The sequence below is a fragment of the Lysinibacillus canaveralius genome, assembly GCF_047301505.1.
GTDB lineage: Bacteria > Bacillota > Bacilli > Bacillales_A > Planococcaceae > Lysinibacillus_B.
In genome coordinates this window covers 2141061-2167067 of the sequence record NZ_CP154840.1, presented here as the reverse complement: position 1 = coordinate 2167067, position 26007 = coordinate 2141061, and the positions used below count along the sequence as shown (strand labels likewise).

Below are 26007 nucleotides of genomic sequence, written 5' to 3'. Positions count from 1 at the left end.
AATGAACTAACAGCCCAATACACGTGAAATAACAACGCGCTGGATTTCGGAAGTTCCTTCCCCAATTTCCATTAATTTAATATCACGTAAATGACGTTCAACATCGTATTCCGCCATATAGCCATAACCACCGTGAATTTGGATAGCTTGATTACAAGTACGGAAGCCCATTTCAGACGCAAACAGCTTAGCGAACGCTGCCTCTTTTTTGAACGGCTTTCCTTGGTCCTTCAACCATGCTGCCTTCATTACCATGTTACGAGCTAATTCAATTTCCATTGCCATATCGGCTAATTTGAATTGGATTGCCTGCAATTTTGAAATGGACTTCCCAAACTGTACACGCTCTTTCGAATATTGAAGAGCTTTCTCGTAAGCTGATTGTGCAATTCCGACAGATAATGCAGCGATCGAAATACGTCCGCCATCTAACGTATTTAAGAACTGCCCAAAACCTTTCTTTTCGTCTCCAAGTACATTTTCGCGTGGGACGCGTACATTATCTAAAATGATTTCACATGTATTTGATGCACGCACTCCCATTTTTTGATAATCTGAACGAATTGTTACTCCCGGTGTGTCGGTTGGCACGATAATGGCTGTGATGATATTTTTACCTCGGTCATCTTTACCTGTAACTGCTGTCACAACAATTTGTCTTGCATATCCTGCATTTGTAATCCAGCACTTCTCGCCATTAATAACCCACTCATCCCCCTCGATGTAAGCTTTCGTTCTTGTACCGCCTGCATCAGAGCCTGCATTTGGCTCTGTTAATCCGAATGAGCCAAGTGTCTTCCCCTGCGCCATCGGAACAAGATATTCTTGCTTTTGCTCTTCTGTACCAAAATTGTAGAAAGGCGTTGCTCCTAAGCTGACTGCGGCTGCATAGCTCAGACCAGTACCGCCGCATGCACGGCCGATTTCTTCTACTGCTAATGCATAGGAAATTGTATCTCCTCCTGAACCACCGTACTCTTCAGGAAACGGAATACCGAATAAACCAAGCTCCGCCATTTTATCAAAGCTTTCTTTTCTAAATTCATGCTTTTCATCTAGCTCGCGTGCATATGGAGCAATCTCAGCCTGCGCAAACTCTTTGACCATATCACGAATCATCTGTTGTTCTTTAGTTAGTTCAAAATTCATCCCATAATCCCCCTTTAGTTTGCCGACTATTCAGTCAGTACCGACTAGTCGGTTTGTACAATTGTTTTAAAAAACCAGGCTTCAATGACTGGTTGACTGCTCTTTTACAAAATGTACTTTTTCCCTTTTGCTTCTTCCATGCCCTGTTCTGTCATAATCCCTCTAAGAATCAAATCATTGAAATGGAGTGTAATTTGCTCCATACTCAGGCTGCCGTTCTGCCGGTACCATTTATATGTCCAGTTCACCAATCCTATGATTGCCATCGTTGTGATTGTTGTCGAAATCTCTGGTCGAAAATAACCGCTTTTTTTCCCATCCTCGATCACCTGCTCAATCAGCTTGCGGTATTCTGTTCTTTTTTCCTTGATGATATTTTTATATTCAGGCGGCAAATAAGCGCTTTCATCATAGAAAACAGTAATATGCCGCTGATACACATCAAATACGTTTGTAAACGCATACAACATAGCACACACTTTGTCGATCGGTGTCTCATTCTGGTCATAAGCTTTTTTAGTCTCTTTCAACACATGTGATATGAACACATCATGTATTTCATATAACAACGCATCTTTTGATTTAAATTTATGGTAAAATCCGCCCTTGGACGTTCCAGCAGTCTCAACAATTTCATCAACCGATACGCCGTGGTAGCCTTTATGCCTGAAAAGATCCAGTGCCGTTTCAATAATTCGTTCCTTCAATGATTGTACAACCATCAATTTCTCGCCTCCCATCAACCACCCCTTATAACTCAGGTTATTTTTTCAGCGAAAATACCTTTATTTTCTGCTTTTTGTCGAATAATACTATTTTCAATATAGCACCCATCATTTTTCGAGTCTAGTATATTACAATAAAAAGCATCGAAAGTAGCATTTTTTTCTGCTTTATGCATAGTTTTTTAGATTTTCAGTTACAGCAAAATCAGCTTCTGTTTTTTCCCGGATTTCCTCTACTGAGACACCTGCAGCCGTTTCAACCAGCATCATACCTTGATCAGTAAAGTCAAATACGGCTAAGTCGGTAATGAGTCGGTGAACTACCTGCCTGCCTGTCAATGGTAGCGTGCATTCCTTTTTAATCTTTGACTCTCCGTATTTTGATACATGCTCCATAATAACGATCACTCGTTTTGCACCTTGCACAAGATCCATCGCTCCGCCCATACCTTTTACCATCTTCCCTGGAATCATCCAGTTTGCGAGATCCCCGTCCTGAGACACTTCCATCCCCCCCAGAATCGCTACATCGATATGACCGCCGCGAATCATGGCAAAGCTTTCAGCACTGTCAAAAAAAGATGCACCTGGAACAGCTGTAACTGTTTCTTTACCAGCATTGATTAAATCAGGGTCTACCTTGCTGTCGTATGGATAAGGTCCAATGCCTAACAGACCATTTTCCGATTGCAGCAATACCTGATAATCACTCGGAATTTCATTGGCAACTAATGTAGGCATACCAATTCCAAGATTGACATTCATGCCGTTTTCAATTTCCTGTACAGCGCGCTTAACAATTCGCTCTTTTACAGTCGTCATCCAATCGCCTCCTCTGCTCGTGTTGTACGCTTCTCAATTTTCTTTTCATAAGCTTCTCCAAGGATTACATGCTGGACAAATACAGCCGGTGTATGAATTTCATCTGGATCTAGTTCACCAACCTCAACGATCTCTTCCACTTCGGCAATCGTAATCTTCCCAGCCGTTGCCATAATTGGATTGAAATTGCGGGCAGTTTTCCGATATACGAGATTACCCAGTTTGTCTGCTTTCCAAGCTTTTACGAAGGCAAAATCTCCTACAATTGCACGTTCCTCAATATATTCTTTTCCGTCAAATTCCTTTACTGGCTTCCCTTCGGCAATCGGTGTTCCAACCCCTGTCGCTGTATAAAATGCCGGGATACCAGCACCGCCTGCACGAATACGCTCTGCTAATGTTCCTTGTGGCGTCAGTTCCACTTCAAGCTCTCCGCTTAAATATTGCTGCTCAAAAATTTTGTTCTCTCCTACATATGAAGCAACCATTTTTTTGATCTGTTTATTAGCTAGCAATAAGCCCAATCCCCAATCATCAACTCCGCAATTATTACTAACAACGGTTAAATCCTTAATGCCTTTTTGACGAATCGCGTCAATTGCTATTTCGGGAATACCACACAACCCGAAACCTCCTACTAAAATAGTAGCGCCATCCCGCATTTCCTCGACGATTTCATGTATCGTTTTTTCTACTTTATGCATAAAATACCTCCTTTGGGTCAATTTACATTCATTATAAACATATGATTTTAAAATAGTAAACTAAAATATTCCCAATTTTTTTATTTTTAAAATAATAGTATTTTATAACGATAAAGATATCAGTCCTTCCAGACTACCAATTATCCTTTTTACTTTATGTATGATGAAACAGTTTTTATGTATGAGAAAAGCTATTTATATCGGTGCTAATACAGCTTTATCACACGTATAATGCAGTATATATTCAGATGGGTTAGTTATAGTGCGGACTGTAATTGAATGATTTCTTTTAAAAGGAGTGGAAAGTTGTTAGTAAAGCCTTATCAAATTATATTGGGTCTTATAGGTATCATTATGGGGATTGTTGTTGGTATTGTGCTTTATACACAATTTATTTCTACATTTTAGACAACACAGTGGAAAAAGCCAGGCTTTCTTCCTTCTCACATAGCGGGCGATTGTTTCTCGAAGATATTAGATGCTGGCCATGCTCTAATGAAAACAAAAAATGCAGGCGAAGCGTTATGCTTTACCTGCATTTTTTAGCGGTATGCCGATTAATGGAATACGATTGTTTTGTTTCCTTCAACGATAATACGGTTTTCTAAATGCCACTTTACCGCATTAGCTAATACACGCCGTTCAATTTTACGTCCGATTTTCTTCAGGTCCGGAACATCAGAACGGTGATCCACTCGTTCCACATCCTGTTCAATAATCGGTCCTTCATCCAGATCATTTGTCACATAGTGGCTTGTTGCGCCAATCAGCTTTACTCCACGGTTAAAAGCTCTTGTATAAGGGTCGGCTCCGATGAATGCCGGCAAGAATGAATGATGAATATTAATGATGCGGTTTTCAAAATGAGAAACAAAATTTGGCGTCAAAATCTGCATATAGCGAGCTAATATAAGTACATCCACCTTATATTCATCCATCAAACGGATTTGCTGCTGCTCAACCTGCTCCCGGATATCTTTATTGGCTGGGATATAGTAGAACGGAATACCAAGCGCCTCCACAATCGGACGCGCTGCCTCAGCATTACTGACAACAACCGCTATATCCATCTCTAAATCGCCGTTTTGCCATTCCCACAGCAGCTCCATCAGGCAGTGCGTTTCTTTTGATACATAGATTGCTGCACGCTGACGAATCGCCCGGTAATGGAAACTGAATTCCATATCATGTTTGACTGCAATCACTGAAAATTCTTTTTCCATATCATCTCTCTTCTGAACAAGATGGTCGCAATGATACTCAATACGTATGAAAAAAGTGCCGTTTTCTGGATCACTGGAATATTGACTCGATTCGATGATATTGGCATTATGTTTATGTAAAAATGAAGACAAGACGGCCACAATACCCGGTTTATCAGGGCATTTCACTAAAATACGAGCACGGTTTTGCAATTGTGTATCGTTCTTTGTGATAGTTGATGTAGTCATTCCTTTACTCCTTTTCTGCTATACCGATCATCGGTGCGATTTTTTCCATATCACTGATTATATTTTCCTGTTGCTTTATAATCCCTTCAAACCAGGAATGGATGACACGCTCGACCTCTTCTGTCGCTGCCATTCCCGCCTGCTGCGCAGCAACAAGCTTATTGACCATTGTTGTCCGCTCCTCATAAAACTTCTCCCGCTTTTGAATGTCTGTTCCAACATTTTCATTGAAAAGCTTTCCTAAATGAAGTATTCCAGTAATCATTAGCTTTTCTGCAAACAGTGAGGAGGCAACAATCCGCAGCTTATATTCGTAGGAAGCATTCAATGGTTCAAAATAATGATTCATCATTTCCTTAACACCCAATAAAATAGATTGAAGTTTACCTCCCTGCGATACAGTTAACACTTTTGTCTGGCTGAACATCGGCATAATAGCATTAATAGAATCAAAGTAATCTTTCACTTGTACAAACTGGTTGCTTTCTTCCTCAAACCGCCCCTTAACCTGCTCATTAACATATAAGCGCTGTACGTATGAGGCAAGCAGCAGCATGCCATTATATTGAATTTTTGCTGTCACGTGAAATGACCGTCCTTTCTTCCCTCGTCATTTCCACTGAAAATCTGAAGTTATTTCGTGATGAGCGTACCATATTTTCAATATTTTGAAAAGATTATCTTGAATATTCTGATAGTATTAGAGATTCTATCACCTGTATAATTAAAAATAAGTTTCTTACGACACACGTTTTGGTTTTAAAAGAGAAGGAGCTGATTCCAATCCAATCAAAAATTCATCTACCATTTGTTTATTTCCTTTTAGATACTGGGGAATCTCGGGTCGTAATGGTATATAGATTAGTATCACCAACCTATATAACAACAGCAGCGTTTAGTCTATCAGGCAATAGCGAATTCTTTTTTCTTAAAGACGGCGAGGATCTTGAAACATTCCAGCATGAAGGCAAACAGCCAGCAGCATCCTACAGTATCATTCTTTCTGAAGAACAGTTACGAACGATGGTCGACCGTATTAATTCCGCAATCCAGCTGGACAACAAGATCCGGTTTGATCCTTCAAACCCTATCGCGCAGCAACCCAATCATTTTCATCTCGTCGCCTCCGAATCCGATGCCGGCTCTCTTCGTGCTGCACTAGATAGATCTGACACCGTTATTCCCATTCCTGGCTATTTCGCATTTGGTCCATTATGGGCGGTGTTAAAAAAGGAAGGTCAAGCATACCGAAACGAATGGCTGTACGACCATATCAATTTGGAAATGGAGGTTGATGAATATGCGCAGCGATTTATCAACTCCCTGCGCCGGATTAGAGATATACCTACAAGTGTAAAAATTTACATATGGTACGGTTCCAATGCAGAGGAACAAACAATGCTGCGCTTCCTGATCAATTTATTAAAGGAATATAACAATGACATTATTTTGATTGATACCAACATAAACGGACATTTAAGCACCGGACAACTTTCCTTAAGCGATATGCAGACACTGTTCAGTACACAGCATAATAATGAACCGGTAAATTCAAAAGAACAGCTGCGGCTGCAGCGGGAATGGCATGCGCTTTCTGAAAGCAAGGCGGTGCTGCGTGTTTGGCAGGATGGTGTTTTAATAGATTCACCGGAAGATATTTATGATCATTTACTCATTGCGGCAATTCGAACACTCCAAAATGAGCAGGAAACATCTGATTTCATTCAAGTAACAGATGTTGTTTTTCACGTATTTTTCAATGCAGATACCTTCATCAACACATTATTCCTTGAATATAGAATTCGGTATTTGATTTATACAGGGGTACTGGCAGTTAAAGGGGTACCAAAATCTATGAGACATTACCGGGTCAAATTGAGATGACAGCACAGAAAAAAGGTACTTTCGTTCTCTAGACTATTACAATTACCATAACAAACTGCTTAAGTATTTCTTTCGTTATTTTTGAAACTTTTTTGATACTTGTCCGTATACATATATGGAAGGTAGCAAAATAGACTTTTATGTCTGTTTTGCTATACTTAAGTAATAACTATCTAAGATGGAGGCATAATATGAAAAAATTTGCAGCAGTATTTTTAGCATTTACCCTAGTATTTTCAAGTGTAGGTACACTATTGCCAATGTTTGATGATCATCAAGTGGAAGCAAAATCTTACAAATCGGGTAAAAAAGGCTTCAACTCAAACAACAATAATTCAAACATTCAAAGAAACAATGATGATACAAACACGAACAACAATGGCACTGTATCAAACAGTAATAATACGAACAACAAAAACACTGCAAATACTACAAATCAAAAAGGCGGTTTCTCAGCTGGCGGCTTGATGAAAGGTTTATTCATTGGTGGACTAGCTGGTCTATTATTTGGTAGTCTTTTCAGCGATTTAGGAATGATCGGATCAATTCTTGGCTTCCTGATCAACGCTGGTGCCATTTTGTTAGTTGTCTTCCTTATCGTGAAGCTTGTTCAAAAAATGACACGTAAGAAAGAAAAAGAGGCTAATAATGTATGGAAAAACTAATATTGCAGGAGCAGGACTTAATCAATGCAGTGTGCTTATTTCATGCTCGTTTCAAGCAGACACAGCCGGAATTAGTCGAGGTTGAGCTTTGCTATGATGATGCAGTTGGCTATACAGCAGAAGCATTTGTTAACGGTGTAATGGATGAATACAAGCAGGCAAATTTCATCACGGCAATTCGTCTCTATATTGACGAGCAGCTTGGCAAGGATTCGATGGCTGCACGCATTAATCTTGATATAGATGATGAACTGGGTATGATTGCAAATATCGAATGGTAATACGAAAAGACGTCTTCGAGGCGTCTTTTTTTTGTATGGAAAAGTAGAGAATTTTATAGATAGAGAATTAGACACAGCTGCACTTTTCTTGTGGTAAAATGCTGTTATAAGGAGGTATGGCGATGACTGAACTAAATAAACTAGTACGTGATAAAGTCCCTTCTCTCGTAACAAAAGATGGGGGCAGCTACTCATTAAAGCTGCTTTCTCCATTAGAGCACAAGCATGAAATAACGAAAAAACTATTTGAGGAATTAGAAGAATATCATGAAGCTAACTCAAAGGAAGCGGCGATTGAAGAGCTGGTCGATATGGTCGAACTTATTTACTCCGCTCTAAAGCTGCACGATGTTTCAATTGAAGAATTCGAATTAAAACGAAAAGAGAAAAAGAAGCTAAAAGGAAGCTTCGAAAAAGGAATCTATTTAAATAGCATTTCACAATAAAATAGGTGACAGCTAGCGACTCATACCGCTTGATAGCCTCTAACGTGTCCGATAAAAAGAGTTCAAAGGTAACTTCGCCTTTGAACTTTTACATAATGGAATCAAGCATCACATATTCTTTTGTCAATGTCTTCGTATCTTTTAAATAATAATATTTTACATTTTTAATAAGCATTTCGAGAAAAAAGCCCATTTCCGCCCGTGTTTCCAATGGCCATTCTACTAACGCTTCCAGCCCTTTTGTTGTAGGAAACTCATACAGACAATCTAACACTTCCTGCCGGTCGAACTTCAATAAATAATACTGCCCACTGCGAAGCTTCGCCAGCAATACGTACCGCGACATATACAATCCCCCTCTATTATTTTCTATTATTCTACATGATTCGAGCCGAAAACAAAAGAATCTTTTCCAAAATATGATTGTAAAAATTCTATTTTTACAAATTTATGATTTTATAGGAGCATTATACTTTCATAGACTATGTACCTGCCACTTACTTGATCATTACGGGGCGAAAACAAAATAAAATCTGCCACGTCTCATAGTAGTGGGCAGATTTTATCTTAGATGAAGAGTGATAATTAAAAATCTTCATTTTTAATGTTTCATATTACTGATTCCATTAATGATGGTGATGGTGGTGTTCGTAACCGTGCTCTTCTGCATACTTTCTAAAATTCTCAAGATCCTGCATCCCCGTAGACGTACCGTTCATCGCTTGCTCGGCACGTTCAATCAGTACATGCTGAAGTTTTGGATGATAGCCGAAGTAATCAGCAATCTGAATTTCTACGAGTGGATATCTTACTTGATAGCTTTCCCGCATTTTATGCATACGCTCCATCAGAATTCCTGTAAATAAGAAATATGGCAGCATGATTATTTTTTTCGCTCCAAGTCTTACACAACGGTCCATTCCTTCTTCCACTGACGGTGTTGTGACGCCCATAAACGCACTTTCCACCCATCGGACATCTAGTTTTTCCCAAAGCAGACGTGTAATCTTGTAAAAGTCTCCATTTGCTTCCGGGTCACTGCCTCCTCTTGCAACAAGAAGAATAGCCGTATCTTCATGCTTTGCTGTAGTATCAAAGCCTACCTCCGACAAGCGCGTTTTAAGAATTTCAAACACCTCATCATGAATCCCGATTGTTTGTCCGTATGTAAATGTAACATCGGGGAAGTGCTCTTTTGCATGTTCAATCTCTGCTGGGATGTGCATTTTAGAATGTCCCGCATGGAGTAGGATGATGGGAATGACATGGATCTCCTCAGCCCCCTTTTCAACACAAAGCTCAATGCCGTCTTCAATGTTTGGGGAAGCAAATTCTAAAAAGCAAGTTTCGACCATAATGGCCGGGTCAACTAAGTAGCTCGTACGTTTTACAAATTGTCTTACTTCCTCATTTCCAGCTTCCAGTTTACTGCCATGCCCAACAAATAAAATTGCTTTTTTCATCGCTTCTTGTTTCCCCCTTCTTTTTCGTTTTTTCAATTTTGATATCCCTTTTGTATAAGCTGGGGACACTTCCGACAGACCGTTTTCCGTCATACTGTAAATAACATGTGCGTCATCTGCCTCGTCATTGACGATATCACGGCCAACTTGTTCTTCAGGAACGCTGTACCATTTCCCCTCCGGATAAGCAATAACAACACATTTATCCCGGCAGCGCCCGTTGCATCTTGTTCTGGACGTGTGAATTGATTCATCCAGCTGTTGTTTCGCAATTTCATCTCTTATCGCTAAAGTGATTTCTTCCGCTCCAGCACCCATACATGTACTGCCGTTACAAATGAGCAAATGCTTTTGCATACCTTGTAAATTCCAAGTAGTCATACCCTTCCTCCTCTATACATGTAATTGCTTTTTATGCTCTAAACATTCAGCCAATTCAGGATGGCGTTTAATATATACAGCAAACGTTTCAATCTCGCTTGATTCCACTGAGTAACGCTCAATTAATTTTTGAACAAGCACGAGCACAAAGGCTTCAGGAACTTTTTTTACCAGCAGCTCCCCAGGCTTTGCATGTCACCCATTTGAACAGCACCTGCCGTAAGATCCACATATCCATCATGATAAATCAGCGTTATATCATCATAGACGGCGTTATAGCATGCTGAGTCACCGGCGTTAAAGCCAATGCGCAGCCTCTTTTTTGAGGCCATTCCTTCAATAGATTGCAGCAGTTCATTGATTTCCATTAGAAGCTGCCTGGATAGAAGCCTTTTGCTAAAATTTCAAGAGCTTCAGCGACACGTACACCTTCAGATGCTGCTGAAAGCGGGAGGATGACAAAGCGTTCATTTTGCACAGCAGGTGTTGTGCTTAACGCTGGGTCGGCCTTTAAGAATGCGATTTTTTCTTCAGCTGTTGTAGAACCATAATCAATCACAACAATAACCTCAGGTGCACGCTCCACTGCATCTTCTTTAGATACAGTTGTCCAGTTTCCTTCAACATCTGCAAAAATGTTGGTACCGCCTGCCATCGTAATAAGCTCATTCATAAAATTTTGTGCAGCAGTGAATACTTCTGTCTCCCCGCTGTCAAATACCAACACCGGCAAATCCTCTTTTACTTCAGGCAGTTTAGAAGTAATCTCATCAACATCTTTCGTCATTTGCGAAATAAGCTCTACCCCTCGCTCCTCCACTCTGAAAATTTTTGCGATATTGCGAATATCCTTATAAATATCTTCAAGGCTCGGCGAGGCCATAACGGATGACGATTGTAAATATGAATGAATCCCAAGTTCCATTAACTCCTCACGAGAAGCGATACTTTTTTCATCGAAAGCACTGCTCCAGCCACCATATAAAAAGTCTGCTCCGCTTTCGATTACCTGCTCCTTTGTCGGATATTGCGCTGCAAGTACAGGGACTTGTTCATATGCTTCTTGCAGCGGTTCATATATTTCATCATCCAAATAAGCAGTGCCGACCATCGAATCCTCAAGTCCTAAAGCCAGCATGATTTCTGTCACATGCTGATTTAAAGAAATTGCCTTTGTCGGTGCCTCCTTGTATTCCTGGTCCATGCCTTCATTCGTAACAAGAACCGTTTTGGAGGACGTTTCTTTGTCTACACTAGCAGCGGCGTCCTTTAATTCCTCTTCATTTCCGCATGCCGCAAGCAGGAGGATCGCTGCGAGGAATGCAAACCACACTTTATTCGCCTTCACCTATTTTCCCTTCTTTCCGCCTTTTCGAAATATATTGTATATGGGGTCTTTTTGTTTGTTGATCAGCTGTAATAACCGCATCTACTCGAAAAATTTCCTTTATTTTTTCTGATGTCAATACCTCTTCCGGTGTTCCGTGATAGTGGACTGCTCCATCCTTTAATACAATCAGTTCATCACAATAGGCAGCAGCTAAATTCAAATCATGCAGGGCTGCAATGATGGTAATTGGCAAACTATGAATCAAGTCCATTAATTGCAGCTGGTGCTCGATATCTAAATGATTTGTCGGCTCATCTAAAATGAGGACATCTGTTTTCTGCGCAAGTGCTCTTGCCACTGTCACCCGCTTTTTCTCTCCTCCGGATAAATTACTAAACTGACGATCTGCTAAATGTGTAATATCAGCGAGCGCCATGCATTGATCCACGATACGCAAATCTGCCTCTGTATCTCGGGCAAACAGCTTTTTATGTGGTGTACGGCCCATCAGCACAAGTTCCCTGACGGTAAAGTCAAAAATTACAGGTGATTCCTGACTGACGACCGCTACTTCTTTTGCATAATCTTTTTCAGGAATTTTCCATATGTCCTGCTCGTCCAATACGACGAGACCGCTCGTTGGTTTGAAATAGCGGTACATCATTTTTAGCAAAGTCGATTTCCCACTGCCATTTGGGCCAATCAAGCCGATGAAGGATCCCCTTTGAACCGAACAGATGATGTCGTTTAAAATTTGCTTGCCCTGTATTTCGTATGAAACATGCTGTACATCAAACATTCTCTATTCACCACCCCCAAACGAATAACTTTGTTTGCGAAGCATCCAAATGAAGAAAGGACAGCCGCATAATGCTGTTATAATCCCAATCGGCATTTCTTCCGGTGAAATAACCGACCTTGCAAAAGCATCTGCACAAACAAGAAAAACAGCTCCAATAAGAGCACTCATAGGTAATACAAACTTATAATTTGAACCGACAATCATTCGAACAATATGCGGAATAATAAGACCGATAAACCCAATCGATCCGCTCACAGCAACAAGGACACCAGTTAATAATGAAACAAGCACAATAATAACGAATCGGAACTTTTCGATTGACAGTCCTAGAGTTGCAGCAGTTTCTTCTCCCATAAGAAGGGCATTTAATTGTCTGTAAAATATGTTTAATAAAATAAATACGGTCGCAAAAACAGCAATCGGAATGCCAATATTGCTCCATTTAGCTCCTGCCAAACTACCAAGCATCCAATGCATTACTGCCTTAATACCGCCTTCTTCTTTAGAGGTCATCAGCATAAAATTCGCAGCAGCAGAGAAAACAAGAGAGATGGCAATCCCTGCAAGCAGCAGCCTTACAACAGATGTACGTCCGTTTACACGTGCCAATAAAAACACGATGGATACCGCAAGCATGGCACCAGCAAACGCCGCGATTGAGAGCGCATACATTCCTAAAAAACTGAACGTCCCGAACAAAATAACAGAAGTTGCACCGACTGAAGCACCTGATGACACCCCTAAAATGTATGGATCGGCAATGGAGTTACGGACAAGGGCTTGGATCGCCGCACCGCTAATTGCCAGACCTGCACCAACGACTACGGCCAATATTACACGCGGAACGCGAATCTCCCAGATAATAATTGCTTGTGCACTTGTTGGCTGCACACCGATATCTATAGCAAAATGAGAAAGTACCACTTGCCATATGATGAGCGGGGTTATATCAACAGAACCAACCATGACAGCGGCTGTCATCGCTAGTATAAGCAGGACGAACAAAGCGATCATTACTGTGTTAAATCTTTTTTTCATGTTGGGTCATTCCAATAGATCGCTTTACCGGTGTCCAGGAAATAATCGCTGCGTAAAATTGATGGCGGTAACAATAGCCATCTTGTGTCTTTACAATAAATGGCTCGAGTGCCTGCTCGATATGTTTCAGCTCAAACGTTTCATCAAGTATTTTTTTACTTTGTGCTGTAAGCAGCTGCTCCTTTGTTTCATACGTATAAGTACGCACTAGAGAAAGCATTTGACAATCTGCATGGATCCCGAGCTGGTACAGCATATTCAAAATTTCGATATAATCTCTTCTGGGATATTTAACGGAATAGCCAAACTGTTCATCCAACACTTGATAATGCGGTTGGATTGGACCGGTTGTCATGCCAATGATCGCTCTTTTTTTCGCTAGTTCATTCATCTTCTTAAGGGGTTCGAGCATGTGGTACATCCTATAAAAGCAATTGACCCCAATCACAACATCATGCTGTTCAAGTTCTGCCTCTTCCCATTTTGCATGAACAAATTGAACATTTGACGATTCATCAAAATATTGAGCTAAATACGTTAGTACACTTTCAGATGCATCTACGCACGTTAAGGCAGCAGCATCTTCTGCCAATGGAAAGGTATAATTGCCCCATCCTGGACCAATTTCAATGACAGTATCAGGAGCTTCAATATATTGCTTTATTGCCTGATAAATCGGTACAGCATAGTCCTCTGTCTGCTTATATGATTTTTTCTTCATCGACTGGTTCCAAAACGCTTCTTCCAACGTATCATCTACCATGCGTTGCGGCATGTTGCCATGCCAATCATGCATGCCCTCCTGCCAAATTTTTTCAAAATCAATGGCTAATGGTCCCTTCAAATGTGCCACTCCTTTTCTAAACACAAATATGAACAACAATGATTACCATCGGTTGATTGTTCACTGCCTAGTTCTCTAAACACTTGCATAAAAAATCATGTAGACAATGAAAAATCTACATGAGGAAAAGCAAGCACTAATATATGCAGTACAATGCTTCCCATAATCCCGTGGGTACACTTCGTGTCTATCTGGCAGGTCTCCTGACTTCACATCATCGCTAAACAAATCCCTTCCCGCAGTTGCAGTGGTGCTGATTTGCTGCTCCGTTTCACAGTGGCGGGTACCGTGGTGAACTTTCATCACACTTCCCTTTTAAGTAGTTCTCACTACACCAAACGACATGTTATGTAATAAATGAATAAATAAGTTCCATGTTTAGATGCTGGCGCACGTGCCGATCAAGCATTTCATATGCCTGCTCGCGGCGCTCTTCTTCTGCTTGCACTTGACCTTCAATTACTGTTAGACCCATTTCTAAACGAATGTTATTAAAATAATTTCTCGTAAACTGCCTGTTATGGAAAATGCCATGCAAATATGTGCCGATAACACGGTCATCATCACTTCGCACACCATCCGTACGTCCATCGTGCAGCTGGACAAATGGCTTGATTAAGCGTGTTGCCTTTGTACGGCCTAAATGGATTTCATAGCCTGTAACCTGTTCACCTGATGAAAGTTGTCCCGATACTTGCACTGTTTGCTTTTCAGGTACGAATACCGTTTCCAGCGGCAGCAGTCCCAGCGTTTTCGTTACTCCGCCAGCAGCTTCAACCGCTTGTTCATCAACCAATGTCTCGCCAAGCATTTGATAGCCGCCGCAAATTCCGAAAATGTAACTGCCGTTTTGGGCGGATTTATGAACAGCTTTCGCCAATCCTGTCTTCTCGAGCCACTCATAGTCTTCTACCGTATTTTTTGTCCCGGGTAAAATAATGACGGTCGGTCTTTTCAGTTCGGCTACGGATTTTACAAAACGGACACCTACATGCGGTTCATCCATTAACGGGTCAACGTCCGTAAAATTTGAAATACGCGGGAAGCAGATCACAGCTACATCGATTGAAAACTCTTCTGTTTGCGGTTTTTTTAGACGCAGGCTCGATAATGCCATAGAGTCCTCCGCTTCAATTTGAACATCGATATGCGGGATGACACCCAGGACTGGAATGTTTGTGTATTCCTCAAGCCATTCAACCCCGCTATCAAGCAATTCTTTCATGCCCCGGAATTTATTAATGATAATTCCTTTAACGCGTGCTCTCTCGTCGTCATCTAACAGCATCAGCGTCCCTACGAGAGAAGCGAAAACACCGCCTCGTTCAATATCAGCAACCAAAATAACAGCTGCATCTGTCTCGTGGGCCATACGCATGTTTGCGATATCCCGCTGCTTCAAATTAATTTCAGCTGGACTTCCCGCTCCTTCAAGAACAAGAATATCGTACGAATGGGATAAACGAGTTAGCGACTCTCTTACCTTTGGCATAAGCATTTCAACCAGCTGCTCCCGGTAGGTCACTGCATCGATATTTGTAAAATGCTTCCCGTGCACGATGACTTCTGACACCATATCCCCTTTAGGCTTAAGCAGCACAGGGTTCATATCGGTTGTTGCTGCAGTTCTTGCTGCTTCTGCCTGCACACCTTGAGCACGCCCAATTTCACCCCCGTCCTCCGTTATATAGGAATTGAGTGCCATGTTCTGTGATTTAAAGGGTGCTACACGGTAACCGTCGTTCGCTAATATTCTGCACAGTGCGGTACAGATGACGCTTTTTCCCACATCGGATGCTGTCCCTTGAATCATAATCGCCTTCATTAGAATTCAAGACCTTTCACAGCTGTCCGGTCTTGGTCAGCGTAGTAATGCTTCGTCGGCTCAATTGTCGATACAAGATCTGCGAGTGCGATAACTGCAGAATTTGCTGAACGCCCTGTAATGACAACATGCATGTGATGAGGCCGGTTCTGGATTGCTTCCAATACTTCTGCAAGAGGGAGTACATCATCAATCGGAAACTTTGTGATCGCCAGTGCATTATTCAGTTCATCAAGAACAAGTACATCCGTAGACTCATCCTGAAGAGCTTGCTTGGCTTTCAACCATGCTTTTTTGAGAGCAACACGGTGCTCTTCCGGTGTTTTCGTCCAAGTAAAGCCGATGCCGAGCTGTTCCGTTTCAACACCGAGCTTTCGAAGTGCAAGCTGTTCACCGTATGTGCGTTCAGGTGATTTAATAAACTGCAGGTACTTCACTGACATACCACGCCCAATCGCCCGGATTGTCAGACCGAGTGAAGCAGTCGTTTTCCCCTTGCCATCTCCTGTATAAACAAGCACCAATCCTTTTTTCGTCAAGGTTATTCCTCCTAAAGCCAAGTCGTCTTTTCACTAAAATGAGTGCGTTTCTTTTCCACTGCGGGTGCTTCCGCCGGATAACCGATAAACAACGTTCCGATAACACGCTGATTGTCTTTTGCGCCGATGAATTGATGCATACGCGCGTCATGAACAAGCCCTACACCACGTGTACGCCAAACAAAACCAAGTCCAAGCTCTTCTGCTGTCAGCCACATAGACATGATGGCGCTGGAAACAGCAAATTCATTATCCTTTGTTGCTCCCTCATCACCTTCTACCGTATCGGCAGTTACAACAATTACAAGAGGTGTTGTTTGAACGACCGCAAGGGAACTTGCCACAAGATGAGGTTTCGTAGGGAAACGTTCTTCTAAATAGGCTGATGCCATTTCTTCATAACGAGAGAGGCTCTCTCCCTGTAGAACATAAAAATGCCATGGCTCACGCATACGATCATTTGGTGCATATGTTGCCGCCTGCAGCAGCTGTTCAACCTTTTCCCGTTCCACCGGCTTTTGTTCATACTGCCGGATTGCCCGTCGCTGCTTCAATTTTTCAAGTACCATCATGTACTCATCACCCTTTCTTGATACCATTCAATTTGCTCTCTTACCTTTACAACATCACCGACTAGAATCATTGACGGATTTCGTATATTTTCGTTTTGAATACATACCGCAATTGTTTCAAGTGTCGCTGTAAAAGTACGCTGCTGGTCCATTGTGCCCCATTCAATAACGGCTACAGGTGTATCACAAGCCTTGCCGTTTGCCATCAGCTGAGCTGAGATATGTTCGATGTTTCCGACACTCATATAGAAAGCGATCGTATCAATCCCCTTTAAAGAGGACCAATCTATAAAGTCTTGTCCTTTTTCAGCTCTACCATGGCCCGTAACAATGGCAAAGCTTGTCGCATAATCACGGTGAGTTACCGGTATGCCTGCATAGGCAGGGGCTGCGATACCTGCTGTAATACCGGGTACGATTTCAAATGGAATTCCAGCTTGTTTCAAAACAGCTGCCTCCTCAGCTCCGCGGCCAAATACAAAAGGATCTCCTCCTTTTAGACGAACGACACAATGTCCCTTCAATCCTTCTTCTACCAGTAATTCATTAATTTCATCCTGGATCAGCGCATGTTTTCCAGGCTCTTTTCCACAATAGACCAACCTTGCTGACGATTTTGCATGTTTTAATAACTCTTTATTAACGAGACGATCGTAGGCGATGACGTCAGCACGCTGTATGCACTCCAGACCGTATACAGTTATCAGCTTCGGATCACCTGGACCTGCGCCAACTAGATACACCTTTCCATTCATCTTGTTGTCTCCTTTTGCAGCAGCTGCTGTAGAAACTCCTGGCATCTCTCCGTATTTCCTTGTCGAATCCATTGTAAAATCTCAGAAGAGACGAGTGTCTGCAGTGCTTGCTTTCTTATTGTAGGATCTTGTATGGTATCCATTAACTCAAAACGGGCTTGCTTTAAAAATGCCACATACTGTTCATAAGCCTCATCATAGGCAGCAGACAGTTCCTCTTTTACTTTCCTTGTTAACGTAGGACTTGCTCCAGAGGTAGAGGCAGTGAGTAAGAAATCTCCGCGCCGCACAACTGCCGGGTTAATGAAATCTACACGTCCCTTCGCATCTGCCCGGCTAAGGAGCTGCCAATGCTGTGTAGCTTGTTCGACTGCATCATTTATTTCTTCAAGATTAGTTGCAGCAAATATTAAGGCTGCTCCGTCCAGATCACTTGCTTCAAAATGTTTTTCACACCATGTTGCTGCACCTTGAAGAACGTAATCTTGTATCTCAGGTAAAATCGCTGGACTAATGATGACGACTTCTGCTTTTGTCGGTAATAAAGACTGTAGCTTTTGTCTCGCCACATGACCGCCGCCTACGATCAACACTTTTTTGTAATCAAGATTCAAAGAGACTGGATAATAACTCATCAACAACCCTCCTTACAGACTTTCAACCAGTTTTCAATCAGCTTTGGATTAGACGCAAAGTGAAAATGCGTATAGCCAGCTACCAGATTGCCATGCAAATAGCCTTCCGCCTGGGTACGGAACCTGCTCTTTGAAAAATAAGCTGGAGATGCATGAGTCCCTTCGAACGCTGAATAATGGAATTCGTGCCCCTTCGCTTGTTCTTTTTCACCAATTAAGAAATTGCCCGCTACGCCTGTAATTTCACGATAACCAAGTGCTGCAAGCTTATCCTGCATCACAACTTCCCCTTGTATCAGTCCGAGCATCGGTACACGTTTGCCGCTTCTTGTTACAATCGCTTCGGTACAATACATAAAACCGCCGCATTCCGCCAACGTCGGGAGCCCTTTTCGGATCGCTTGTTGAATCGAATCATTCGCTGTCTGGTTCTCAGCCAGCTGCTCTGCAAATTCCTCCGGGAAGCCGCCGCCGATATAAAGACCTTGTGCCTCTTTCGGTACTTCTTCATTAGCCAAGGGAGAAAAATAATGCAGGACTGCACCGGCAGCTTCTAACAACTCCAGATTCTCTTGATAATAAAAATTGAACGCAGCATCCTTTGCCACGGCTAAATGAACTTTCTCAGTTTTCTTCTTTTCAAAAATAGTAGAAGCATCAGGTAATTCGGGTGCCCTTGTAATGGCTAATAATTGGTCTATATCGACGGTTTCTTCAACCTTTTTTGCCAGTGCTGCAAAATACTCATCAAGCTCACCGCGCTCAATGGCCGGTACCAAACCTAGATGACGGCTCGGCAATGGTTCAACTGCGCCTTTTAGCAAATAGCCGATAACTGATACTTGGCATTCCTGCTCGATTGCTGCCTTTACGATATCAAAATGTCCTTTGCTGCCAAGCTGATTAACAATGACACCAACAATCTGGATTTCTTCGTTCAAAACTTGAAACCCTTTTACGATAGCCGCAGCACTTCGAGCCATGCTTGCTGCATTGACGATTAAAATGATCGGGCTTTTCGTTATAAGGCTTATTTCCGCTGTAGAACCAGTATCTTCTAACGGAGATTTACCGTCATACAGTCCCATAACTCCTTCGATAACCGCGACGTCTGCATCTTTTGAGGCTCTGCTGACAATTGACTGTACAACATCATGCGAAAGCATCCAGCTGTCAATATTTCGTGACGGACGTTTTGTAACGGCACTATGATAGGAGGGATCAATATAATCCGGCCCGCATTTAAACCCTTGTACAGAATATCCTCTATCCATCAAGGCCCGCATAATGCCAATTGTCAGCGTCGTTTTGCCGACCCCGCTCCCGGTACCGGCTAGAACGAATCGATTAATCATGGGACCCCTCCTTAAATAATAATCGTGCTACTGAAATGGTTGTGTTACCACTCTTCTTTTTAGTAAGGATGAGTTCAGACGTATTTGCATAGCGCATTGCAGCAGGTTCACTGACACCGTAAGCACCTGTATATTTAAACACCGTATCTGAAGGATTCGGCAATGGTATTTCGTTTAACTGTTCGGGGCTATAGGTGATAAATTCCCAATCATATTTAGCTGCTACTTGCAAAAATGCTTCCTCATCCTTTTTCAGGTCAATAGTTGCCAGTGTTTTCACGCTTTTTACGGAAAGCTGCAGCTCTTCTAGTGTCTGTAAAATCACCGTCTCTACCTCTTCAAGCGGAGTACCTCTATTACAGCCCATACCAATAACAAGAGATTTCGGGCGGTATACAACACCGTTCTCAAGGAGCACTTTTTCTTTTTCCGTTAATATCCTATCTGTAATAAGAAGGCTTGCATTTGGCTTTGCTTCGATTGCCTTGTTCATATTGTCGTAAAGGTGTAAGTTCGGCGGCATTGGTGTATCATGCATCCACCAGTCTGTTTCGCCAGTTTCCTGTACAATAGCGACCGGCTCCTCATTGACAACAGCAGCACTGACCGGAGTCAGCTTATCTTCCGCATCCCACACCCACCCGAAGCGTGCACCAAACAAATCAACAGGAATCGTTTTTTGCACGTCAGATGCCGTAGTAATGACAGGTTTAGCACCTATTGCCTCCGCCACTTCTTTCGTTAAAGCATTCGCACCGCCAATATGGCCGGATAAAACACTAATGACATGCTCGCCTTTATCATCAACAACGAGGACTGCCGGATCGACCTTTTTATCAATTAGTAATGGTGCGATCATTCGGACGACTGCACCAAGCGAAATAATTAAAATCATTCCTTTATATTGTTTAAAGAGAGCAGGGAGCAGCATCCGCACCGAGCCATTAAAAAGCTGAATACCTCGAAGCTCCTCATCTCCATACGCAAATTTCCCCATATAGTAAACGTCTACATAAGGAAAAAGTGAGGCATAGCGTCTTGCATGTGCTACGCCGTGTTTTGTGATTGCAACCAAGGCATATGGTTTTTTGACAACAATTTCAGGGATAATCCCTTCCTGCAACTCAATCATTTCTTCACACCTTTGCGATAACCATGTGTAAAGGTTTCATCATATAATTTTGAGCGGTAGTCCTTTTCATGGATATTTGGATCAAGAGCCCATCCTGCTAAAATCATAGCGTGCTTACGAATTCCATTTACACGCATTGCTTCATCAAGCTCAATAAGCGTCGTTCGAACGATTTTTTGGTCCGGCCAGGAAGCACGCTGAATAACTGCTACCGGCGTATCATCGGACCAGCCGGCAGATTGCAATTCTTTGACAATTTTCTTTGTCAATGTCGCACTTAAGAATAAGGCAATCGTACAATGATGACTTGCTAATTTATGTAATTGCTCAAACTCCGGTACGGCTGTACGTCCCTCTGCCCGTGTAAGAATAAGCGTTTGTGTTAAATCAGGAATTGTCAGCTCTGCGCCGACAGCTGCTGCAGAGGCAAAGACGGAGCTTACACCTGGTATGATTTCATAGCCGATGCCCCGCTCTTTTAATAAAGCAACCTGTTCCATCGTGGCACCATACATCGCAGGATCTCCTGTGTGCAGCCGAACGACCATTTTTCCAGCTTCAACCCTTGAGGTAATGCAGTCAACCATCTCCTGCAGATGCATTCCAGCTGTACGAATGATCTCAGCGGCCGGATTTCCTTTTGTAATCAGTTCTTCACTAACGAGTGAATCGGTATACATAATGACATCCGCTTCCTGAAGCTTTTTCAACCCTTTTACTGTAATTAAATCCGGGTCTCCAGGACCTGCCCCTACAATCCAAATTTTTTTCGTCATTTTCGCACCACCATACATGATAAATAGTTCAGTTCAGCTCCTGCCAAATCGTCAAGCTGCCAAATAATCTCCTCATCCGATGTCACCTTTGTCACTACATGTGCTCGGTCATAAAGCCCCATTTCCTTCAGCAAGGCAAGCATTTCATCCATTACCTTTGCGACTTTGATAAATACGATTGCATCATGGTCTTCGATTGCTTTTCTCATAGCGGTCATATCCTCATGTGCCGGAATCATCGCTACATGCTCATCTCCATCCGCAAGCGGAATACCAAGACGATTTGCTGAGCCATTAAAGGAAGAGATGCCTGGGATTGTTTCAATCGGAACTTCCGGATAAAGCTCTTGCATGAGCTTCATCAAATGAATAAATGTACTAAATAACATCGGATCGCCTTCTGTCACAAAAGCAACATCCTTGCCAGTGGATAAGTATTTATAGATTTCTTCAACCGATTTTCTCCACTCCCGATTGAGGATATCCTCGTCTTTTGTCATCGGAAATACAAGTCCAACCATTTCCTTTTCTTCTGGATTAATGTATACATCGACAATCCGCTGTGCATAGCTCTTGCTGCCTCGTAATTTCTTTGGATAGGCGATGACTGGACATTCCTTCAACATACGGAAAGCCTTTACCGTAATTAGTTCCGGGTCACCTGGTCCTACTCCTAGCCCATATAACACGCCTAAATTGCTCATTCCTCTGTTCCTTTCTTTGTTGCCGTAATGATAAAAATAGGATTCAATGGCTCAAAGCGTGTCATATCCAGAATCGGTTTGCTTCTCGCCAATTGAGCCTGCAAAATATTCACAGCACAGCCAAGTGCTTTTAGGCATTCAACCGCTTTGTATAAGTTTTCAATCGTAGCTACATTCATAACAAAACGTCCGCCCTGTTTTAGTCGATTGATACAAACTGTCAAGAGCTTCTCCATCTCACCGCCTGAGCCCCCGATAAAAATAGCATCGGGATCGGGAAATTCCTCTAAACCATCTGGTGCCTTTCCATGCCTAGTCGTTAAATCCACGCGGAAGCGCCTTTGATTGTCTAGGCAGTTCTCCAAATCAGCAGCATTTTTTTCGATAGCATAGACAGCCCCCTCACGTGCAATTTTTGCCGCCTCAATCGCAACCGATCCTGTACATGTACCAATATCCCAGACGATACTTTGCTTCGTCAGCTGCAATGCCTGCAAACTCAATATCCTGATTTCTTTTTTTGTAATAAGCCCCTTATCAGGTTTACGCTGACTGAATAATTCATCGTCTATTCCCAGAGGATAAGAAGCTGGCTTTGTAATTTGGCGCAGGATGACAACATTTAAAGGTGAGAAGCTCTGCTTTTCCATGTCATCTAATGAGTAAAATCCGCAGCGTTCGTTTGTACCTTCCAAGTTTTCAGCTACAAATGCTTCATATTCTGTCATGCCGTAATGCTTCAAATAGTTTGCAATAGCATTCGGTGTATTGTGCTCATCTGTTAATACAGCAACCTTTTTATACCCATCAATCCTTTGGGCAAAGCCTTTGATAGAGCGTCCATGAAGGCTCGTAATGTACGCATCTTGCCATGATTCCTGCATACGGGAAAAAGCAAGCTGCAGCGAACTTGCATAAGGGTAAATTTCCAGCGGTACCTTTTTCGCCAATACTCCACCAATTCCATAAAACAATGGATCACCTGATGCCAAAATGACAACCGATCGAGTTTCTTCTATTAAATAGTCCGCTATTTTAGAGAGACCGCCCTTTAATACCATTTTTTCACCTGCAAAATCCGGGAAAAAGCTCAAATGACGTTCTCCCCCAATAAGCACTTCACTTTCTTCAATCCAACGTTTATATTGAGGCAGGAGACCATCCGCTCCGTTATCCCCGATTCCAATCATTTTCATCGATTTCATCTATATTTTCAGCCTTTCCTAAGCATTCGCCCTTCATGGAATAAAGCGATGTGGATACGTTGATACCGCCCCTTACATGTGCGATCGCATGGTAGCAGCAGCTTTTACACATCTCTTCAAAAAATTCCGGTACATTGTGTTCCAGCATCCATTCTCCTACCTGTGAAGCCGTATTTGCTTCTACTACTTCTGATACTAACGTTTCAGGAGCGCCTGCCTTGCGAGCAAGCTGCTGCAAAAAGTGAAAGTCAACAGGCGCACTTTTGGAGTGCACCATCATGACACCTTGCGCGACCTTCGAAAACTTGCCCATCATGCCAACGAGAGATACATTCCGTATACCCAGCCGCTTGATATGCTTCAATGTAAAACCAACGAAATCGCCCATTTCAATAAAAGCTTCCTCCGGTAATTCCGGGTATTGCTGCATTGCATATTTTTCACTGCGTCCCCCTGTTGTAATGACAAGATGATCACAGCCAGCAGCCTTTGCTACACTAATCGCCTGTACAATACTTGCCATATAGGCTGAACTTGAAAACGGAACGACAGTACCTCTTGTTCCTAAAATCGAAATACCGCCGATAATACCGAGGCGTCCATTTAATGTTTTTTTGGCGATTTCCTCACCATCCGGAACGGAAATTACGGCTTCTACCCCCTGCTCTATAGCAAACTGCTTAGTCACTTCCTCTATGACCTGCTGCAACATCTTTCTAGGTACAGGGTTGATTGCTGCTTCTCCTACCGGCACAGGAAGCCCCGGCTTTGTGACTCGGCCGACACCAATACCACCGTCAATACGAACACCAGGAGTTGGCAATAAGCGGACTGTACTTTGGATACGGGCCTGATGGGTTGCATCTGGATCATCTCCAGCATCCTTAATCGTCTCACACATCACTGAATCTTCCGTGACCTGGAATGATTCAACTTGAAATGTCGCAAATTGACCGACCGGCAAATGAATCGTTACCTGTTCTGGTACCTCTTTTGTGATAAGCGCTATAAGAGCTGCCTTCGTCATTGCGGTAGCACATGCCCCGGTCGTATAGCCGTGCCGCATTTCTGAAGGGTCTTTTTTACTTTTCTTCTTTTGCTCGTTCATCTGCTAAAATCGAGATGGCATTCAGTGCGGCAACTGTTACCGTACTACCACCTTTACGTCCTACGTTTGTAATGAATGGTATCCCTTTTAATAGTGCCAGTTCTTCCTTTGATTCAGCAGCAGATACAAATCCGACCGGCATACCAATTATTAAATCGGGCTTAGCCATTCCTTCCTTAATCAGACGGATCAATTCCAGCAATGCTGTTGGTGCATTTCCGATTGCATAAATACCGCCTTCGTGTTCACGAACTGCTTTTTGCATGGAAATTATGGCACGTGTTGTTCCCTGTTCTTTCGCCTCTGCCCATACGTCTGGATCTGCAATATAGCAGTGCAAATCTCCTCCATGTTTTTGGAAACGCTTACGTCCTGCACCGCTTTCGATCATTTGCACATCGGCAATGACATGCTTCCCCTTTAAAATAGCTTGAATGCCCGCTTCCACTGCATCTGGTGTAAAGATAACACTGCGTCCCAGCTCAAAATCAGCTGATGCATGGATGACACGGCGAACAACCATCCACTGTTCATCTGTGAAAGAGTGTTCTCCCATTTCTTCCTTGATAATCGAAAAGCTATAATCATAGATTTTATCCGGGTCTACCGTGAGTGGTGTAAATGCTGTATTGAAGTTCATATTGGCCATCAGAAAATTCCTCCTACTTGCTGCTCTACCTCTTCAAACGTAGTACAGCGATTTTTATATTCAATCGTTGGTCGTTTAATTAAAATAATACCGATTCCAAGCTCTAAGGCCGCTTCCATCTTTTCATCGATAGAGCCCACCTTTCCACTTTCCTTCGTCACCATCTGGGTTACCCCATATTGTTTGTAAAGGGCTATATTCAGCTCTTTGGAAAATGGTCCTTGGATAGCAATGATATCTTTTTGAGCCAGACCAAGTGCTTCACACTTCTCCATATTTTCTTTATTGGGCAGCATACGGCATAACAGCCGAAGATCCTCGCCCAGCAAATGCTTCGTAAAAGTTGCAAGTGTTTTACTACCCGTCGTCAGCATGATCGTCCCTTTGCGTTTCTTCGCGACAAGGGCCGCTTCCTCATAGCTATCTACCTTCGTAATGAGGGCATGTTCAAATGACACATCCGGCCGTTCGTATCTTATATACGGAATATTCCGACATAAACTGGTATTCATCGCCGTTTTTGATGCCTCTTCTGCGAATGGATGACTAGCATCTACAATGCATGTTACAGACTGCTCGTCTACTAACTCTAGCATCTGTTCTTCATTCAACCGGCCGACTCGATACGGAATTCCTGCTTCTAGGAGACTCGCAGCTGCTGAATCCGTCACAACAGATGCCAGAAGGCTATATCCCTTCTTTTGCAGTCGGACCGCAAGTGCTCTAGCATCACTTGTCCCTGCCAAAAATAAAATCATGGAAATCCT

At 42.5% G+C, this 26007-nt stretch carries 31 protein-coding genes and 1 riboswitch; of the genes, 4 read left to right on the top strand and 27 right to left on the bottom strand.

The genetic code is table 11. From position 1 onward, the window contains the following. Window positions 1–6: 6 nt before the first annotated feature. From AA0Y26_RS10930 to AA0Y26_RS10905, 6 genes are all read right to left on the bottom strand, one after another. Window positions 7–1149, bottom strand: a complete 1143-nt coding sequence (locus tag AA0Y26_RS10930; protein WP_413367776.1) for an acyl-CoA dehydrogenase family protein — start codon at window positions 1147–1149, stop codon at window positions 7–9. A 104-nt stretch (window positions 1150–1253) separates the two neighbouring features. After that, complete coding sequence (locus AA0Y26_RS10925) at window positions 1254–1871, bottom strand: TetR/AcrR family transcriptional regulator (protein WP_413368171.1); 618 nt, start codon at window positions 1869–1871, stop codon at window positions 1254–1256. Window positions 1872–2042: 171 nt separating this feature from the next. Next, window positions 2043–2696, bottom strand: coding sequence for a CoA transferase subunit B (locus tag AA0Y26_RS10920; RefSeq protein ID WP_413367775.1), 654 nt, complete (start codon window positions 2694–2696; stop codon window positions 2043–2045). Next, complete coding sequence (locus tag AA0Y26_RS10915) at window positions 2693–3400, bottom strand: CoA transferase subunit A (protein WP_413367773.1); 708 nt, start codon at window positions 3398–3400, stop codon at window positions 2693–2695. The genes AA0Y26_RS10920 and AA0Y26_RS10915 overlap by 4 nt, the downstream gene beginning before the upstream one ends. A 557-nt stretch (window positions 3401–3957) precedes the next feature. Next, window positions 3958–4851: a formyltetrahydrofolate deformylase gene (purU, locus tag AA0Y26_RS10910; protein ID WP_413367772.1), complete on the bottom strand. Its 894-nt coding sequence runs from the start codon at window positions 4849–4851 to the stop codon at window positions 3958–3960. A gap of 4 nt (window positions 4852–4855) precedes the next feature. After that, window positions 4856–5434, bottom strand: coding sequence for a hypothetical protein (locus AA0Y26_RS10905; protein ID WP_413367770.1), 579 nt, complete (start codon window positions 5432–5434; stop codon window positions 4856–4858). A 266-nt stretch (window positions 5435–5700) separates the two neighbouring features. Between AA0Y26_RS10905 and AA0Y26_RS10900 the strand changes: the two genes are divergently transcribed. The 4 genes from AA0Y26_RS10900 to AA0Y26_RS10885 all read left to right on the top strand — a co-directional run bounded on the left by AA0Y26_RS10900 (window position 5701) and on the right by AA0Y26_RS10885 (window position 8127). Then, a complete protein-coding gene (locus AA0Y26_RS10900) occupies window positions 5701–6735 on the top strand; it encodes a DUF1835 domain-containing protein (protein WP_413367768.1) in 1035 nt (344 codons plus the stop codon). 191 nt (window positions 6736–6926) lie between these two features. Further along, window positions 6927–7400 (top strand): hypothetical protein, encoded by a 474-nt coding sequence (locus AA0Y26_RS10895; RefSeq protein WP_413367766.1) that lies wholly within the window; start codon window positions 6927–6929, stop codon window positions 7398–7400. After that, window positions 7388–7681 (top strand): DUF2653 family protein, encoded by a 294-nt coding sequence (locus tag AA0Y26_RS10890; protein WP_413367764.1) that lies wholly within the window; start codon window positions 7388–7390, stop codon window positions 7679–7681. Before AA0Y26_RS10895 ends, AA0Y26_RS10890 begins: the two co-directional genes overlap by 13 nt. A gap of 122 nt (window positions 7682–7803) precedes the next feature. Beyond that, on the top strand, window positions 7804–8127 hold the full coding sequence (locus tag AA0Y26_RS10885; protein WP_413367762.1) for a phosphoribosyl-ATP pyrophosphohydrolase: 324 nt from the start codon (window positions 7804–7806) through the stop codon (window positions 8125–8127). An 88-nt stretch (window positions 8128–8215) separates the two neighbouring features. On the opposite strand, the gene AA0Y26_RS10880 is transcribed toward AA0Y26_RS10885, so the two are convergent. From AA0Y26_RS10880 to cobK, 21 genes are all read right to left on the bottom strand, one after another. Next, the gene (locus AA0Y26_RS10880) at window positions 8216–8473 is read right to left on the bottom strand and encodes a hypothetical protein (RefSeq protein WP_413367761.1); all 258 of its coding nucleotides are present in this window, start codon (window positions 8471–8473) and stop codon (window positions 8216–8218) included. A gap of 280 nt (window positions 8474–8753) precedes the next feature. Further along, the gene (locus AA0Y26_RS10875; RefSeq protein ID WP_413367759.1) at window positions 8754–9971 is read right to left on the bottom strand and encodes a CbiX/SirB N-terminal domain-containing protein; all 1218 of its coding nucleotides are present in this window, start codon (window positions 9969–9971) and stop codon (window positions 8754–8756) included. Between the two features lie 12 nt (window positions 9972–9983). Then, window positions 9984–10112 carry a hypothetical protein gene (locus AA0Y26_RS10870; protein WP_413367757.1) on the bottom strand — a complete coding sequence of 43 codons (129 nt, stop codon included), beginning with the start codon at window positions 10110–10112 and terminating at the stop codon, window positions 9984–9986. A gap of 26 nt (window positions 10113–10138) precedes the next feature. Beyond that, window positions 10139–10339, bottom strand: coding sequence for a hypothetical protein (locus AA0Y26_RS10865; RefSeq protein WP_413367755.1), 201 nt, complete (start codon window positions 10337–10339; stop codon window positions 10139–10141). Continuing rightward, on the bottom strand, window positions 10339–11319 hold the full coding sequence (locus tag AA0Y26_RS10860) for an ABC transporter substrate-binding protein (RefSeq protein ID WP_413367753.1): 981 nt from the start codon (window positions 11317–11319) through the stop codon (window positions 10339–10341). Before AA0Y26_RS10860 ends, AA0Y26_RS10865 begins: the two co-directional genes overlap by 1 nt. Next, window positions 11306–12100, bottom strand: a complete 795-nt coding sequence (locus AA0Y26_RS10855; RefSeq protein WP_413367751.1) for an ABC transporter ATP-binding protein — start codon at window positions 12098–12100, stop codon at window positions 11306–11308. Before AA0Y26_RS10855 ends, AA0Y26_RS10860 begins: the two co-directional genes overlap by 14 nt. Window positions 12101–12103: 3 nt before the next feature. Further along, window positions 12104–13141 carry a FecCD family ABC transporter permease gene (locus AA0Y26_RS10850; RefSeq protein WP_413367749.1) on the bottom strand — a complete coding sequence of 346 codons (1038 nt, stop codon included), beginning with the start codon at window positions 13139–13141 and terminating at the stop codon, window positions 12104–12106. Continuing rightward, window positions 13125–13994: a class I SAM-dependent methyltransferase gene (locus tag AA0Y26_RS10845; RefSeq protein ID WP_413368169.1), complete on the bottom strand. Its 870-nt coding sequence runs from the start codon at window positions 13992–13994 to the stop codon at window positions 13125–13127. Before AA0Y26_RS10845 ends, AA0Y26_RS10850 begins: the two co-directional genes overlap by 17 nt. Window positions 13995–14160: 166 nt before the next feature. Next, window positions 14161–14339, bottom strand: a riboswitch (cobalamin riboswitch). Then, the gene (locus tag AA0Y26_RS10840) at window positions 14332–15810 is read right to left on the bottom strand and encodes a cobyric acid synthase (protein ID WP_413367747.1); all 1479 of its coding nucleotides are present in this window, start codon (window positions 15808–15810) and stop codon (window positions 14332–14334) included. Its footprint overlaps the riboswitch before it by 8 nt. Next, the gene (locus AA0Y26_RS10835) at window positions 15810–16349 is read right to left on the bottom strand and encodes a cob(I)yrinic acid a,c-diamide adenosyltransferase (RefSeq protein ID WP_413367745.1); all 540 of its coding nucleotides are present in this window, start codon (window positions 16347–16349) and stop codon (window positions 15810–15812) included. Before AA0Y26_RS10835 ends, AA0Y26_RS10840 begins: the two co-directional genes overlap by 1 nt. An 11-nt stretch (window positions 16350–16360) precedes the next feature. Next, window positions 16361–16921, bottom strand: coding sequence for a nitroreductase (locus AA0Y26_RS10830; protein WP_413367743.1), 561 nt, complete (start codon window positions 16919–16921; stop codon window positions 16361–16363). Continuing rightward, window positions 16918–17676 carry a uroporphyrinogen-III C-methyltransferase gene (gene cobA / locus AA0Y26_RS10825; RefSeq protein ID WP_413368167.1) on the bottom strand — a complete coding sequence of 253 codons (759 nt, stop codon included), beginning with the start codon at window positions 17674–17676 and terminating at the stop codon, window positions 16918–16920. The genes AA0Y26_RS10830 and cobA overlap by 4 nt, the downstream gene beginning before the upstream one ends. After that, window positions 17673–18311, bottom strand: coding sequence for a bifunctional precorrin-2 dehydrogenase/sirohydrochlorin ferrochelatase (locus tag AA0Y26_RS10820; protein WP_413367741.1), 639 nt, complete (start codon window positions 18309–18311; stop codon window positions 17673–17675). The genes cobA and AA0Y26_RS10820 overlap by 4 nt, the downstream gene beginning before the upstream one ends. After that, window positions 18311–19663: a cobyrinate a,c-diamide synthase gene (locus AA0Y26_RS10815; protein WP_413368165.1), complete on the bottom strand. Its 1353-nt coding sequence runs from the start codon at window positions 19661–19663 to the stop codon at window positions 18311–18313. The genes AA0Y26_RS10820 and AA0Y26_RS10815 overlap by 1 nt, the downstream gene beginning before the upstream one ends. After that, complete coding sequence (locus tag AA0Y26_RS10810; protein ID WP_413367739.1) at window positions 19659–20798, bottom strand: cobalt-precorrin 5A hydrolase; 1140 nt, start codon at window positions 20796–20798, stop codon at window positions 19659–19661. The genes AA0Y26_RS10815 and AA0Y26_RS10810 overlap by 5 nt, the downstream gene beginning before the upstream one ends. After that, complete coding sequence (gene cobM, locus AA0Y26_RS10805) at window positions 20795–21574, bottom strand: precorrin-4 C(11)-methyltransferase (protein WP_413367737.1); 780 nt, start codon at window positions 21572–21574, stop codon at window positions 20795–20797. Before cobM ends, AA0Y26_RS10810 begins: the two co-directional genes overlap by 4 nt. Further along, a complete protein-coding gene (gene cobI / locus AA0Y26_RS10800) occupies window positions 21571–22278 on the bottom strand; it encodes a precorrin-2 C(20)-methyltransferase (protein WP_413367735.1) in 708 nt (235 codons plus the stop codon). The genes cobM and cobI overlap by 4 nt, the downstream gene beginning before the upstream one ends. Beyond that, window positions 22275–23474, bottom strand: a complete 1200-nt coding sequence (gene cbiE / locus AA0Y26_RS10795) for a precorrin-6y C5,15-methyltransferase (decarboxylating) subunit CbiE (RefSeq protein ID WP_413368163.1) — start codon at window positions 23472–23474, stop codon at window positions 22275–22277. Before cbiE ends, cobI begins: the two co-directional genes overlap by 4 nt. Beyond that, a complete protein-coding gene (locus tag AA0Y26_RS10790) occupies window positions 23449–24591 on the bottom strand; it encodes a cobalt-precorrin-5B (C(1))-methyltransferase (protein ID WP_413367733.1) in 1143 nt (380 codons plus the stop codon). The genes cbiE and AA0Y26_RS10790 overlap by 26 nt, the downstream gene beginning before the upstream one ends. Further along, window positions 24566–25240, bottom strand: a complete 675-nt coding sequence (locus AA0Y26_RS10785; RefSeq protein WP_413367732.1) for a precorrin-8X methylmutase — start codon at window positions 25238–25240, stop codon at window positions 24566–24568. Before AA0Y26_RS10785 ends, AA0Y26_RS10790 begins: the two co-directional genes overlap by 26 nt. After that, window positions 25240–25998 (bottom strand): precorrin-6A reductase, encoded by a 759-nt coding sequence (cobK, locus tag AA0Y26_RS10780; protein WP_413367730.1) that lies wholly within the window; start codon window positions 25996–25998, stop codon window positions 25240–25242. Before cobK ends, AA0Y26_RS10785 begins: the two co-directional genes overlap by 1 nt. Window positions 25999–26007 lie beyond the last annotated feature (9 nt).